At 46.9% G+C, this 14543-nt stretch carries 14 protein-coding genes and 4 tRNA genes; 8 read left to right on the forward strand and 10 right to left on the reverse strand.

What is annotated here, in order from left to right:
- Positions 1–23: 23 nt before the first annotated feature.
- The 10 genes from HPY27_RS26235 to dnaA form a co-directional block, all read right to left on the reverse strand.
- Positions 24–97: transfer RNA gene (locus HPY27_RS26235), tRNA-Glu, on the reverse strand.
- A 7-nt stretch (positions 98–104) separates the two neighbouring features.
- A tRNA-Asn gene (locus HPY27_RS26240) sits at positions 105–180 on the reverse strand.
- A gap of 17 nt (positions 181–197) precedes the next feature.
- A tRNA-Ala gene (locus tag HPY27_RS26245) sits at positions 198–273 on the reverse strand.
- Between the two features lie 44 nt (positions 274–317).
- Positions 318–394, reverse strand: a tRNA-Ile gene (locus HPY27_RS26250).
- Between the two features lie 219 nt (positions 395–613).
- Positions 614–2539, reverse strand: a complete 1926-nt coding sequence (gene gyrB / locus HPY27_RS26255) for a DNA topoisomerase (ATP-hydrolyzing) subunit B (protein WP_017246849.1) — start codon at positions 2537–2539, stop codon at positions 614–616.
- Entirely contained in the window at positions 2539–2826 is a 288-nt protein-coding gene (gene remB, locus HPY27_RS26260) for an extracellular matrix regulator RemB (protein WP_017246848.1), read from the reverse strand. Before remB ends, gyrB begins: the two co-directional genes overlap by 1 nt.
- Before the next feature lie 11 nt (positions 2827–2837).
- Positions 2838–3956 carry a DNA replication/repair protein RecF gene (gene recF / locus HPY27_RS26265; protein ID WP_174226349.1) on the reverse strand — a complete coding sequence of 373 codons (1119 nt, stop codon included), beginning with the start codon at positions 3954–3956 and terminating at the stop codon, positions 2838–2840.
- 16 nt (positions 3957–3972) lie between these two features.
- Positions 3973–4188 carry a S4 domain-containing protein YaaA gene (gene yaaA / locus HPY27_RS26270; RefSeq protein ID WP_017246846.1) on the reverse strand — a complete coding sequence of 72 codons (216 nt, stop codon included), beginning with the start codon at positions 4186–4188 and terminating at the stop codon, positions 3973–3975.
- 32 nt (positions 4189–4220) lie between these two features.
- A complete protein-coding gene (gene dnaN / locus HPY27_RS26275; RefSeq protein ID WP_017246845.1) occupies positions 4221–5360 on the reverse strand; it encodes a DNA polymerase III subunit beta in 1140 nt (379 codons plus the stop codon).
- Between the two features lie 207 nt (positions 5361–5567).
- Positions 5568–6929, reverse strand: coding sequence for a chromosomal replication initiator protein DnaA (dnaA, locus tag HPY27_RS26280; RefSeq protein ID WP_017246844.1), 1362 nt, complete (start codon positions 6927–6929; stop codon positions 5568–5570).
- 584 nt (positions 6930–7513) lie between these two features.
- Here dnaA and rpmH point away from each other — a divergent pair.
- From rpmH to mnmG, 8 genes are all read left to right on the forward strand, one after another.
- Positions 7514–7648 carry a 50S ribosomal protein L34 gene (rpmH, locus tag HPY27_RS26285; protein ID WP_007720125.1) on the forward strand — a complete coding sequence of 45 codons (135 nt, stop codon included), beginning with the start codon at positions 7514–7516 and terminating at the stop codon, positions 7646–7648.
- A 161-nt stretch (positions 7649–7809) separates the two neighbouring features.
- A complete protein-coding gene (locus tag HPY27_RS26290; RefSeq protein WP_174226350.1) occupies positions 7810–8778 on the forward strand; it encodes a nucleotidyltransferase family protein in 969 nt (322 codons plus the stop codon).
- Positions 8779–8920: 142 nt separating this feature from the next.
- A complete protein-coding gene (rnpA, locus tag HPY27_RS26295; RefSeq protein ID WP_017246841.1) occupies positions 8921–9301 on the forward strand; it encodes a ribonuclease P protein component in 381 nt (126 codons plus the stop codon).
- A 4-nt stretch (positions 9302–9305) separates the two neighbouring features.
- A complete protein-coding gene (yidD, locus tag HPY27_RS26300) occupies positions 9306–9530 on the forward strand; it encodes a membrane protein insertion efficiency factor YidD (RefSeq protein ID WP_205669431.1) in 225 nt (74 codons plus the stop codon).
- A gap of 38 nt (positions 9531–9568) precedes the next feature.
- Positions 9569–10327 carry a membrane protein insertase YidC gene (gene yidC / locus HPY27_RS26305; protein ID WP_017246840.1) on the forward strand — a complete coding sequence of 253 codons (759 nt, stop codon included), beginning with the start codon at positions 9569–9571 and terminating at the stop codon, positions 10325–10327.
- Positions 10324–10953: an RNA-binding cell elongation regulator Jag/EloR gene (gene jag / locus HPY27_RS26310; protein ID WP_007720132.1), complete on the forward strand. Its 630-nt coding sequence runs from the start codon at positions 10324–10326 to the stop codon at positions 10951–10953. Before yidC ends, jag begins: the two co-directional genes overlap by 4 nt.
- Before the next feature lie 288 nt (positions 10954–11241).
- Positions 11242–12618: a tRNA uridine-5-carboxymethylaminomethyl(34) synthesis GTPase MnmE gene (mnmE, locus tag HPY27_RS26315; protein ID WP_017246839.1), complete on the forward strand. Its 1377-nt coding sequence runs from the start codon at positions 11242–11244 to the stop codon at positions 12616–12618.
- A gap of 16 nt (positions 12619–12634) precedes the next feature.
- Entirely contained in the window at positions 12635–14533 is a 1899-nt protein-coding gene (gene mnmG / locus HPY27_RS26320) for a tRNA uridine-5-carboxymethylaminomethyl(34) synthesis enzyme MnmG (RefSeq protein WP_017246838.1), read from the forward strand.
- Positions 14534–14543 lie beyond the last annotated feature (10 nt).

Below are 14543 nucleotides of genomic sequence, written 5' to 3' on the forward strand. Positions count from 1 at the left end.
CGATTGCAGGGCGTTTTGCTAGGTGACCCGTAGGGGATTCGAACCCCTGTATGACAGCGTGAAAGGCTGCTGTGTTAAACCGCTTCACCAACGGGCCGTTTCAATGGCTCCTCGGGACGGACTCGAACCGCCGACCGATCGGTTAACAGCCGATTGCTCTACCAACTGAGCTACCGAGGAATAATCATATTTTAGAATGGTGGAGCTGAACGGGATCGAACCGATGACCTCCTGCTTGCAAGGCAGGCGCTCTCCCAACTGAGCTACAGCCCCATCCTAACGCTTTAATGACGCAATTGCCATGTCAGCTATGTAAGTGGTGGGCCTAGGCTGACTCGAACAGCCGACCTCACGCTTATCAGGCGTGCGCTCTAACCAACTGAGCTATAGGCCCATAATTACTTCCGGAACTTAAATCTATCACACTTTTAAATTCATTGCAATAGAAAATTTGATTTTTTTTATTGCATGAGTGAACTTTTTTTGTGGAATACGAGCTTAACAAAAGCACACTCTATTATAAGTCATGTTCATCGTATTTTTCAAATGTGTTTTTATATTTTCATAAAGAAAAAGCTTGCCCGGTAAAGGACAAGCTTTTCTTCGTTCCAACTTAAATATCAAGATCGCGTACGTTTGCCGCGTATTGCTCAATAAACTCCCTGCGAGGCTCTACTTCGTCTCCCATCAGTGTCTCAAACACCATATCGGCATCCATAGCATCCTCGAGATCTACCTGAAGCAACGTACGAACTTCTGGGTCCATCGTAGTCTCCCACAATTGATCCGCATTCATCTCACCTAGTCCTTTATAACGTTGGACGTTAGGCTTGGGTTGAGCCTTCAAGGTAGCGAGTACCGCATCACGTTGCTTGTCGGTATAAGCATACTGCAACGTCTTCCCTTGCTTGATGCTGTAGAGAGGCGGCTGCGCAATATAAATATACCCCGCTTCAATCAACTGTTTCATGTAACGGAAGAAGAACGTCAGCAGAAGCGTCCGAATATGCGACCCGTCGACGTCGGCGTCCGTCATAATGACGACTTTGTGGTAACGTGCCTTTGAAATATCAAAGTCTTCGCCAACACCCGTTCCCAAAGCCGTAATAATGGCACGGATCTCGTTATTCCCGAGAATTTTGTCCAGACGTGCTTTTTCTACGTTCAATACCTTCCCGCGAAGAGGAAGAATGGCTTGGAAATGACGGTCGCGTCCCATCTTCGCAGAACCACCCGCAGAGTCACCCTCTACAATGAACAGTTCAGATTCGGATGCGTCCTTGGAAGAGCAGTCCGCCAATTTCCCTGGCAAAGCACTTACTTCCAGGGCACTCTTGCGACGAGTCATTTCACGTGCTTTACGAGCTGCCTCACGGGCACGAGATGCCATGAGCGCTTTTTCCACAACTTTTTTGGCTACACCCGGGTTTTCTTCCATAAAGGTGTTAAAACGGTCACCGAAGACTGACTCAGTAATGCTTCGCGCTTCCGAGTTGCCCAGCTTCGTTTTTGTTTGTCCTTCAAACTGAGGCTCTTGAATTTTTACGGAGATAATCGCGGTAATGCCTTCACGCACATCGTCCCCGGAAAGATTCGGATCCTTTTCCTTCAGGAAGTTAAACTTGCGGCTATAGTCATTGATAACACGTGTAAGAGCCGTTTTAAATCCAGTTTCGTGGGTACCACCCTCATGCGTGTTGATGTTATTGGCAAAAGAGTAGATGTTGCTCACATAGCTGTCGTTGTACTGAAGGGCAACCTCCACGACAAGACCTTCTTTTTCCCCTTCGCAATAAATCACATCATCATGCAAGGCTTCCCGGTTTTTATTCAAGTATTCTACGAACTGGATGATACCGCCCTCGTAGTGGAAGGACTCTTCCTTCTGCTGATCTGGACGTGTATCTTTCAGCGTGATACGCAAACCTTTGTTAAGGAACGCCAGCTCGCGAATACGTTTTTGCAAAATCTCGTATTCAAATACCGTTGTTTCGGTAAAAATAGTCGGGTCTGGCTTGAAGGTAACTTTTGTTCCCGTCTCTTCGGTCTCGCCCACTACAGCAAGATCGGCATCCGGTGCGCCTACTTTAAAGCGCATGTAGTATACCTGGTTATTTTGTTTAACCTCGACTTCCATCCATTCGGATAGCGCGTTCACTACCGAGCTACCTACCCCGTGAAGACCGCCGGACACTTTGTATCCGCCACCACCGAATTTACCCCCGGCGTGCAATACAGTCAAAACGGTTTCAACAGTGGATTTCCCAGTCTTTTCATGAATGCCAGTCGGGATTCCTCGACCGTTATCGGTTACAGATACGGAGTTGTCTGGATGAATGACCACCAAGATCTCGTCGCAATAACCGGCCAGCGCCTCGTCAATGGCATTGTCGACAATCTCCCATACCAGGTGATGCAAACCTCGGCTGCTGGTCGACCCGATGTACATGCCAGGACGTTTCCGAACTGCCTCTAACCCTTCCAGTACCTGAATCTGACTCGCATCGTAGTTTGTATCTTTCGTCGTCACTTGATCCACTACTCTGTCAACTCCTCCACTTCAGCTTGTACAAAGGGAAACTGATCCAAGCTGTCCACGAACTGAGCGCGTCGCTTCAGCGTCAGAGAAGAAATAGGTGAACAGTAAATGGCGTTCTGGGTGATTACATAAGACTTCGTTTCTTCCTCGCTATGATCAACAATTGTCTTACTTTTTTCGAGTAAGAACGCTTTGTTGATTTTTGAGGATTTCACAGTCTGATGATCAAGAATGGAAATGACTTCCTTCGTGCTCACCACAGTATCTCCACCAATGTGAATAAACATCCCTGTACCCCCTACCTTTCTCCGGAGATTTTCCCTTCCCTCACGTAAAAACGAGAGGCTTGCTGGAGAACCTGATGCTTTAAGCCTTCCACACCTGTGGTACTTACAAACGTCTGTACTCGATCCTGAATGGTTTCGAGCAGCAATGTTTGCCGATGTTCATCCAACTCTGACAAGACATCATCCAACAACAAAACGGGGTATTCTCCCACTTCTTCTTTAATCAGCTCAATTTCGGCTAATTTAATAGACAGCGCACTGGTGCGTTGCTGTCCCTGGGAACCATACGTTTGCACATCCATGTTGTTCACTTTAAGTGAAAAATCATCACGGTGTGGCCCAATAAGGGTGCTCCCCCGCATGATTTCCCGGTCGCGAACCTCTTCGTAGGCAGCAAGTATTTTATCTACAGCCTGATCTATCGTCATCTCTTCTGTAACGGGCGATGAGTTTACGTAATGCAAAGAAAGTCTTTCCCTGCCATCGGTAATGCCGGTGTGGATTTCCTGTGCCCACGTCTCCAACTTCCGAAGGAACTCAAAACGCTTCCGTAACAATTTTACCGCTAAATCGGCTAATTGGGTATTCCAAATTGCCAGCATTTCCAGCGAGTTACTTTTTTTCATGGCCAAATCCTTTAAAAGCTGATTTCGCTGGGCCAGCACTTTGTTGTAATTGCTCAAATAATAAAGATACGTAGGTGAAACCTGACCGATTTCCATATCGATGAAGCGTCTGCGCTGGGCAGGTGCGCCTTTGACAATGGAAAGATCCTCAGGTGCAAACATGACGACATTCAATGCCCCCACATAGGCGCTCAGCTTCTGCTGTTCCATTCCGTTGATTTTGGCCCGCTTTCCCTTGGTTGTCAACTGCAGCTCTAAACGAACAGAACCGTAGCGACGAAGAACATCGCTACGGATCGTGGCATAATCGGCATCCCAAGAAATTAGCTCCTTGTCACGGGGCGTTCGGTGGGATTTGGCGAGTGCCAAAACATAGATCGATTCGAGAGCATTCGTTTTCCCTTGAGCGTTGTTGCCAATAAACAACTGGATGGGACCGTCAAACGACAGGGACATCGTTTCGTAGTTGCGATAATTGGTTAGAGACAGGTTCTTGAGAAACAAGAATCACGCTCTCCTCTCAGGGGCGTACCACTTGATAGCGACCATAGCCTTCAATCGCCACTTCATCGCCAGGATATAGCTTGCGTCCACGTCTGTTGTCTAACTCTCCATTGACCTGGATCGGAACCTCAGCCAAAAAAGCTTTGGCCATTCCCCCCGTGTCAATGATTTCAGCCAGCTTCAAAAATTGGCCGAGAGCAATATAGTCTGTGCTAATGGAAACCTCACGCATAGCTTGGCTCCTTTCTTTTACGTAAAAACAAATTAGTACGTACGAACCGGCAAAATCAAGTGGAGCATCCAGTCGTGATCGGTCGGACGAATCACAAATGGACTCATCGGGCCGCTAAAGCTCGCTTTGATTTCCGCGCTATCGATTGCACGCAGCGCATCGATCATGTATTTGGCGTTGAAGGAAATTTTCAATTCTTCGCCATTCATTGCTTTTGGCGTCAAAATGTCCGTTACTTTCCCGATCTCAGGTGCATTGGACGTAATTTCGACGGTTCCATCAGGCATCGTAACGAGCTTGACTACGTTCGATTTGCCTTCTCGGCTCAGCAAGGAAGCACGCTCAATGGATTGCAAAAACTCCTTGGTGCTGACGGTGATTTCCGTTTTACTTCCTTGTGGAATAATTCTGGTCGTGTCTGGATAGGTTCCTTCCAAGAGACGGGAATAGAACAAGATATGCTTTGACTTCACCAAAATTTGATTGTCAGCAACAACGATATCCGCGAGATTTTGGTCGTCATCTAATATTTTTACCAATTCATTGCAGCTTTTACCCGGAACAACCACGTTATGGAAAGAAAGATCCTCTGGGCATTCGACCATAGCAGTACGACTAGCCAAGCGATGGCTGTCGGTTGCCACAAAACGCAATTTGCCTTGATCAAGCGACCACATCAAACCGGTCAAGATCGGACGCATTTCGGAAGTAGAGACACCAAATACAGTCTGGCGAATCATTGCCTTCAGTAAATCACAGGGAACACTGAAGACTTTATCTTCTTCCAGATGCGGCAGCTGTGGATATTCGTTGGCATCCATTCCGTTAATGGTGAACTCCGCTTGTCCGGAACGAATTTGGGTTACGAGCCGATCATCAACTTGAATATCGATTTCATTGCTTGGCAGCTTGCGCACGATTTCGCTGAAAATACGTGCAGTCAACACAATGCTACCAGGTTGATGTACGGTTACTCCCCATTCTCCGGCTTCTTCCAGCGGGATCTGAACTTCAATAGACACATCAGAATCGCTTGCTGTGAGTGTCAAACCTTCATCATCCGTTTTGATTTTAATCCCGGTCAAAATTGGAATCGTAGTTCTGCTAGAAACTGCTTTGCTAACATGCGATACGGCGTTCGATAGCTTTTCACGCTGAACGGTAATATGCATCGACGTGAGCCTCCCTCTCCGGCGCCATTATTTTTGGTTGGAATCTGCATAATGGCTGCGCCTTTATCATAACTTATTAGGATAGATCTTTTTAACAGAAGTAGTAATAGGGCCTGTGGATTTGTGGATATGTGGGTTCAATACGTAAAAGAGAGCCTATACACATGTGGGTAAGTTGTGTATAGGCTTTTTGCGTTATGCACAGGTTTAATGGTTTGCTTTTAACTTTTCAATGAGCGACTGAATGGTTGTTTGCATATGAGGGTCATTTGCCAGCGCACGAGAGATTTTCTCATGGGCATGGATGACTGTCGTATGGTCACGGCCGCCAAATTCATCACCGATTTTCGGCAAGGAGGCATCCGTCAGCTCTCTAGAGAGATACATCGCAATCTGACGTGGGAAAGCGACGGTTTTTGTCCGTTTTTTCGCCTTGAAATCTTCTAGTTTCAGGCTGAACGCTTCTCCGACCGTTCGTTGGATGTCCATAATGGTAATCACGCGTGGGCGGGAGGAAGGAATAATGTCTTTCAGTGCTTCCGCTGCCAGCTGCGTGTCGATATCGCGATTAATCAAGGAAGAGTAGGCAACGACACGAATCAGTGCGCCTTCCAGCTCGCGGATGTTGCTGTCGATCTGGTTGGCGATGTACGCCATTACCTCATTAGGGATATCGAGATTTTCCGCTTTCGCCTTTTTGCGCAAAATCGCAATCCGCGTTTCGAGGTCTGGCGGTTGAATATCCGTAATCAGTCCCCATTCGAAGCGTGAGCGGAGACGATCCTCCAGTGTCGGGATCTCCTTGGGAGGCCGATCGGAGGAGATGATGATTTGTTTGCTTTCTTCATGCAAGGCATTGAACGTATGGAAAAACTCTTCTTGTGTCGATTCTTTGCCCGCTAAAAACTGAATGTCATCAATTAAAAGAACGTCAACACTCCGGTATTTATTGCGGAATTCGACGGCTTTGTTGTCACGAATAGAGTTGATGAATTCATTGGTGAATTTCTCAGACGACAAATAGACCACTTTCGCCGATGGGTTGTGCTGAATGACATAATGGCCAATTGCATGCATTAAGTGGGTTTTGCCAAGTCCGACTCCTCCGTATATGAAGAGGGGATTGTAAGCTTTTGCAGGAGCTTCAGCAACCGCAAGCGATGCGGCGTGAGCGAATCGATTCCCTGAGCCGATGACAAACGTGTCAAAGGTGTATTTGGGATTTAAGATACTGGGTGGCTGGTCATCCGCGACTGTTGGCGGCTCGCTCATTTTCACCCGTGGGGCAGGTTGTTCGTCGGCAAAAGCCGCATCAGGATTTTGCATCGCGACGAACTTTACTTTCATATTGATACCCGTCACTTCATATAGTGTATCGGTAATCAGTTGTGCGTACCTGGTTTCTAGCCAATCACGAGCAAAGTCGTTTGGTGCGACGACGATCAGTGCATCTTCTTCTAATGTAGTTGCCTTTGTCGCCTTCAGCCAGGTATCAAAACTGGGTTTGCTTAGCGATTTTTCTATCTTGGCGAGTACTTTGCGCCATAGTTCGCTAATCGCTGCATCCAACCAGAATCCCTCCCTCTGGACCATCCGAAAAATTGATGAAGCACCGATCCATAATGATCGAGAAAAAGTGCAAAAACCTGCTATGTTGTGACCTAATTGTCAACACAGTCGAATGTAGCGACTGTGGATAAAAAAAGTCGAAATATAGGGATTCCGCTCGTAGAAGTGAAAAAAAGCAGACGGTTATCCTCAATCCTGTGAGTAACGACATACACATAGGAAAGAATCTGTCCACAAACTTATCCACACCCTGTGGAAAAACCGATTTACGTATCGGAGTTATTCACGCTTCAAAACAAAAACATAATAACAGATATAAGGCATGGTATCAATGGTTTTTTCATACTTATCCACAAACACAACTTCTGGTACTCCCCACATATTCACATCCCTATATTTTGTGTACAAGCTGTAGATAAACTTGTCGAAACCTGTTTTTGTGGATAAAATGATATCCACAGGTTCGGGAAATAGTTTTATGGGGATATTTGCCTTGGTAATGAAATTCCACTGTCACTTGACTTTTTAGGCATATGTTCTTATAATGCAAAAGAATGTCTTTGCAAGACGGAGGTGTATACGTAATGAAACCATCTTTCAATCCTAACAACCGCAAGCGCAAAAAGGATCATGGATTCCGTAAGCGCATGAGCACAAAGAATGGCCGCAAAATTTTGGCTGCTCGTCGTCAAAGAGGTAGAAAAGTTCTTTCCGCTTAGGCCACACTTTCAGTGGCCTTTTTGTTTGCTTACATATGTCTGAAAATTCTTTGATCTTATAAAAAGAGGAAGGCTCTCTCCAATGTGGAAACCTTTTGAGGGATAATCGTTACCTAGCTACCAAAAATCCTACTATTTATTGAAGGGACAGGAGGAGGCCGATGGAGCAAAGCAAGGACGTAACCGAGTTTTTTGTATCGTTGGCGCGCGAGTTTCTTGACGAATGGCCTCTAGCTAGCTTGGTATGTGCCTATGCTGGTGGATCTGTCGGGAGGGGAGAAGCGGACGCATACAGCGACCTCGATTTACACATCTTTGTGGAGGGAGAAGGTGATCCTTCCTGTGAAAATCGTCTGTTTAGAGGGCATGTGATACAGTTACAGGTCCAAGCTGCTCCTACAGATGAAGAAGTATACGAGAATCCGTGGGCATGGCGTTACTTAAAGGAAGCAAAGGTTGTTCTGGACCCAGAGGATCGTTTCACTTCCTGGATGAATGACATGTGTGCCTACATGGATTCTCTGGCTGGAAAAGAGAAAATGTTCGCACAGGCAAAAGCGGTGGTAGATTCATTCCACGAAGAGGCGCAGGCTGCCTTAATGGAAGGCTTCCCTTACTCTGCTTATTTGGCTGCATGGGCAGGATGGATCGGTGCGTATCAAATGAGTGCCTTTTTCCAGGGGCATTCATTGAGTGATGCACAATTGTATCAGTTGGTACAGAAAGCAGGACGTTCGGACGGTATGGAAGGCTTTTTTCAGGAGACATACCAGCGTAATGAAGAGGTACAGGATGCACTCATGCTATTGGCAGACTATCGAGCTCATCTACGGTCAAAATATGAGGGGACCCAGTTTGCGCTGGCGGTTGAAAATGATTGGTTAGTAAAGAAAAAGGTTCAGAGATTGCAGGAGAGAAATCAGTTTGATATGGCCGGGTTTTTATTATTTTCAGAGGCGATCTGGTTATATCATAGCGTGGATTCTGATGAATGGCTGGAGAATCATTGGGCGGATCTGCCTGCTAAGCTTTCCTTGTCCCTTCAAAAATTGGGCTTTTTCCAAGCGGATGAGCAATTGCTCTCTGACTTGCGCTATGCCAGTGCAGAAATCATCGCGGAAATTGGCTAATAGCATTCATTTTTTCCACTGAATTTTTGATTTTGTTCTAAACCGAGTATACTTAGGGGAAAAAAGTGGACGAAACAAGGATATACTGGTAGATGCTGTGTACGTTTTCTACTATAATTGTGATGTTAGGGGTTGTTTACCTTTGCATCGTTCACACCGGCTCAAAAAAAATGAGCAATTCCAAGCTGTGTTTCAACGAGGAAGTTCTGCTGCTAATAAGCAGTTTGTCTTGTATTCAGCAAAGCAAGAAGGACAAGCGGCTTTTCGCGCGGGAATTTCCGTAAGTAAAAAAATTGGCAATGCTGTTGTCCGCAATAGAGTCAAGCGGCTTATACGCGAAGCAGTAGCTCGAATGGAGTCTGATATTCCGGTCAGTCTCGATCTCGTCATCATCGCCCGTCCGGGTGTGGAAGCGATGACGCTTGAAGCCATTGAGCAATCTCTGTTACATGTGATGAAGCGAGCCAAAGTGATCAAACAGGCACCCGTACATAATGGAAAAAGAGATGGAAAAAGAGGGTGAAACGATGATGGTGAAGATCATGGTTTGGTTGATTCGGGGATACCAACTAATGATTTCTCCGTATAAACCACCTTCATGCAGATTCGCGCCCACCTGTTCTCACTACGCAATCGAGTCGATTCGTCGATTTGGGGCGTGGAGGGGAGGCTGGTTGGCCCTTCGTCGCATCTTGAAATGCCATCCGTTCCACCCGGGCGGGTATGATCCAGTCCCGGATCAGCACAAATAAGATTACCTCAATTGAAGCGGGGAAAAGGAGGATCACCCTTGAGTAGACGTACACTCAGCATTCTTATGCTGACTATGCTGGTTCTAGTTTTGTCGGGCTGTAACCCCCAAGCTGCTGCACCAATTGGCCCTGACGCAACCGGCATTTGGGACAAGTATTTTGTTTATCCACTGTCCTGGCTAATTAAAGAGAGCGCATTGATACTCGGAAACAATTACGGTCTGGGTATCCTGATTGCAACGATCATCATCCGAATCATTGTGCTTCCATTGATGGTCAAGCAAATCAAGAGCTCCAAGAAAATGCAAGAGATTCAACCGGAGATGCAAAAAATCCGTGAGAAGCACAAGAATGATCCACAAAAAGCGCAAGCGGAAACAATGGCTTTGTTCCAGAAGAGCGGTGTCAACCCGTTGGCTGGATGCTTGCCAATGTTGGTACAAATGCCGATTTTGATCGCGTTCTACCATGCGATCATCCGTACGACCGAGATTAACTCGCAAACGTTCATGTGGTTAACGTTGGGAGAAAAAGACCCGTACTACATTTTGCCGATTGTTGCGGCGATTACGACGTACCTGCAATCCAAGATGATGGGTCAGGCAACACAAGGAAATCCACAAATGCAAATGATGATCATCATGATGCCGCTGATGATTTTGGCGATTGCCGTCACATTGCCATCAGCGCTGTCTCTGTACTGGGTATACGGTAACCTATTTACCATTGTACAAACCTACTTCCTGTATCGTGATAAAGGAAATATGCCTACTCCTAAAGGGGGAGCCTCCAAGTGAAAAAGGTGGTAGCTACGGCAAAAACGATCGACGATGCTGTGCAAAAAGCTTTGCTGGAATTGGGAGTGCCGCGTGAGCGGGCAACGATCCAAGTTCTAGAAGAACCAAGCAGAGGATTGTTTGGACTGATTGGGGCAAAGGACGCTAAAGTGCAAGTAGAATTTCACTTTGATCCGGTTGCACAGGGACGTGACTTTCTTCAAGACGTTTTGTCGAACATGAAGGTGAATGCCAAAGTGGAGACGCGTACAAATGAAGAGGGTATGCTGTTTGACATCCAGGGAACCAATCTGGGAATCATTATTGGCCGCAGGGGACAAACTCTTGATTCATTACAGTATCTCGTAAACGTCGTAGCGAACCGTCATGCGGACAAACATGTACGTATCACTTTGGATGCCGAAAATTACAGGCTGCGTCGCAAGGAAACATTGGAGCAGCTCGCAGATCGTGTGGCGAAAAAAGCGTTATCGACCAAACGGGATGTGCGTCTGGAACCAATGTCTGCTGCTGAACGGAAAGTAATCCATGCCTTCTTGCAAAAGAGAGCGGATGTGGTTACTTTCAGTGAAGGAGACGAGCCAAATCGTTATATCGTGATTGCACCGAAAGAAGCCTCTCGCTAGGCTTCTTTTTTTTGCTGAAATTAAGTGAGCAAGCGTCGACATTTTGAACAATCTCTTCAAAAAGTTGTCCACTGTGGATAATTGACCAAATGGTTGAGGATTTGCGAAAATGATTATACTGTGGATAACCAAAATGGACAGCAACCTTGGCGGATAGGGTTGCTTTTTCCTATTAGATGTTTAGCCATATGGATTGGCTGCACTTTCTTTTGGAATTTTTCTAGACGATCTGTTATGCTAGTAAGTTAGTGGCTGACTTGTAAGAGTGGAAAGCTTGAGGTGAACAGCATGAAATTCGATACAATAGCGGCGGTCGCAACACCGATGGGTGAAGGCGGTATTGCCGTGATCCGGGTAAGCGGTACGGAAGCGATCGAAGTTGTGGATAAGATATATAAAGGAAAGCAGCGGTTGTCCACTGTGGACAGCCATACGATCCATTATGGGCACTTGTATGAGTCAAACACAGGTGAACGAGTGGAAGAGGTACTGGTTTCCGTAATGAAGGCTCCCCGTACATTTACGAGGGAGGATGTAGTTGAGGTCAACTGTCACGGAGGAATTGTTTCCGTTGAAAAGGTTCTGGAGTTAATCTTGGATAATGGTGCAAGATTGGCTGAGCCGGGCGAGTTCACAAAGCGTGCGTTCTTAAATGGACGTGTCGATTTGTCTCAGGCTGAGGCCGTCATTGATTTGATCCGGGCGAAAACAGACAGAGCGATGAAGGTCGCATTGAATCAAGTAGAAGGGAAGCTGTCCAGGCTCATTCGGCAGCTGCGCCAAAACTTGATTGAAGCGATGGCCCATATAGAAGTAACACTGGACTATCCAGAGCATGACGTTGAGGAGTTTACACAAAATTTCTTGCGAGGAAAGTGCCTGGAGGTTAAAGATGAAATCCAACGCCTGTTGCAGACCGCACAGCAAGGAAAAATTTTGCGTGAAGGCTTGTCGACCGCGATTATTGGACGTCCAAATGTAGGAAAATCCTCTCTATTAAATAGTCTGGTCCAAGAGGAAAAGGCGATTGTGACTGACGTTGCGGGAACGACACGCGATGTTATCGAAGAGTATGTCAATGTGCGTGGGGTTCCTTTGCGACTCATCGATACCGCAGGAATTCGTGATACAGAGGACATCGTGGAGAAAATCGGGGTAGAGAAGTCCAGACAGCTGCTGCAAAAGGCTGACCTCGTGTTGCTCGTGGTCAACTACAACGAGCCTCTCTCCGCCGATGATTACGCGATTTTTGAAGCGGCAAAAGGGTTCCATGTGATTGTGATTGTTAATAAATTCGACCTGCCGCAAAAAGTGGATTTGGAAGAGATCAAGCGTCATTTCCCTCAGCAGCCGTTGATTATGACGTCTGCGCGTGAGGAGACGGGGATCGATCTTCTAGAGCAGGCAATTGGGGAGATTTTCTTCAGTGGCCGTGTGCAGCAGGATGACTTGACCTACGTGAGTAACGCCAGACATATTCAACTGCTTCGTCAGGCAGAGCGAGCCATAGATGAAGCACTGGGTGGAATCGACGACTTGATGCCAGTAGACATGATTCAGATCGACATTAAAAAGTCGTGGGAGCTGCTTGGGGAAGTCATCGGGGAAAGCGTCGGCGAGGATTTGATTGACCAGATTTTCTCCCAGTTCTGTCTGGGTAAGTGATAGAGGAGGACAAAAAATGAACGTTGTACCTGCATATGAAGCGGGCTCGTTTGACGTCATTGTCATTGGTGCGGGTCATGCCGGTGCAGAAGCTGCATTGGCGGCTGCACGTATGGGTTGCAGTACATTGCTGTTGACGATCAACCTGGATGCTGTGGCGTACATGCCATGTAATCCTTCCGTAGGTGGTCCAGCAAAAGGCCACGTCGTACGCGAATTAGACGCGCTTGGTGGAGAGATGGGACGCAATACTGACAAAACCCATATCCAAATGCGTATGCTGAATACAGGGAAAGGACCTGCTGTGCATGCCTTGCGCGCACAAGCAGACAAATTTGCGTATCAGCATGAAATGAAGAAAACGATTGAAAATACTCCGAATCTGATCCTGCGTCAAGCGATGGTGGAAGAGCTGATCGTGAACGACGGTGTCTGTGAAGGGGTTATTACGCAAACTGGGGCTCGATACATGGCCAAATCTGTTGTATTGACGACGGGAACTTATTTGCGCGGAAAGATCATCCTCGGAGATCTCCAATACGAAAGTGGACCAAACAACATGCGTCCGTCCATTCGTCTGGCCCATCATTTGAAGGAACTCGGTTTTGAAATGACACGTTTCAAGACGGGGACGCCACCACGTGTTCATAGCAGCAGTGTGGATTTCTCTAAAATGGAGATTCAGCCTGGTGATCCGGTACCGCGCGCTTTTTCTTATGAAACAACGGAGTTTATTATGGATCAGCTTCCTTGCTGGCTGACATATACAAATGAAGAAACACATGGACTCATCAATAGCAATCTGCATCGTGCTCCAATGTACTCGGGGATGATCGAAGGAACAGGCCCGCGTTATTGCCCTTCGATTGAAGATAAAGTAGTTCGTTTTAACGATAAGCCGCGTCACCAAATTTTCTTGGAGCCAGAAGGACGCAATACCGAAGAAATGTATGTACAAGGATTGTCGACGAGCTTGCCGGAGGATGTTCAGCTTTCCATGCTGCGCTCCATGGCTGGAATGGAAGAAGTCAAAATGATGCGCCCTGGCTATGCGATTGAGTATGATTCGGTCGTGCCAACGCAGCTCTGGCCTTCTTTGGAAACCAAAATCTTGCCTGGCTTGTTCACAGCAGGACAAATCAATGGTACCTCTGGCTATGAAGAAGCAGCGGGTCAAGGTCTCATGGCAGGAATTAACGCAGCACGTCGCGTTCAAGAGAAACCACCAGTTATTTTGGGACGAGAAGAGGCGTACATCGGTGTCTTGATTGACGACCTTGTTACGAAAGGAACGCATGAGCCTTATCGTTTGCTTACTTCTCGTGCAGAATATCGCTTGCTGCTGCGTCATGACAATGCGGACTTGCGCCTGACGGATATCGGCCGTGAAATTGGTCTGATTAGCGAAGAGCGCTATAATCGATTTATCCAAAAACGCGAGCTGATCGAGCAAGAAAAAGAACGTGTGGCAAACACGCGTGTACGCCCTGAAATGGCACATGTCCAAGAGGTTTTGCGCAACGCAGGCTCTCCTGAACTGACAGATGTCATCGAGCTGGCTCAATTGCTGCGTCGTCCGGAAATCAACTACAGCCACATTGCTCAAATGGTCCCTGCACCAGAAGCACTGCCAGAGGATGTGACCGAACAGGTTGAAATCCAGATTAAATACGATGGCTACATCAAAAAGTCTTTGCAACAGGTTGAGCGGATGAAAAAAATGGAGGAGCGCCGCATCCCAACGGATATTGACTACCACCAAATCTCTGGTTTGTCCAAGGAATCCCGCGACAATATGACCAAAATTCGTCCATTAAACATCGGGCAGGCGGCTCGTATTGCAGGGGTTACTCCAGCAGACATTTCCGTGTTGATGGTATATCTGGAGTACAAACGCGTGGGAGTAGCCGAATAAGGAGAAAAGC

Origin of the sequence: Brevibacillus sp. HB1.1 (genome assembly GCF_013332445.1) — a bacterium.
Classification (GTDB): Bacteria; Bacillota; Bacilli; order Brevibacillales; family Brevibacillaceae; genus Brevibacillus; species Brevibacillus porteri.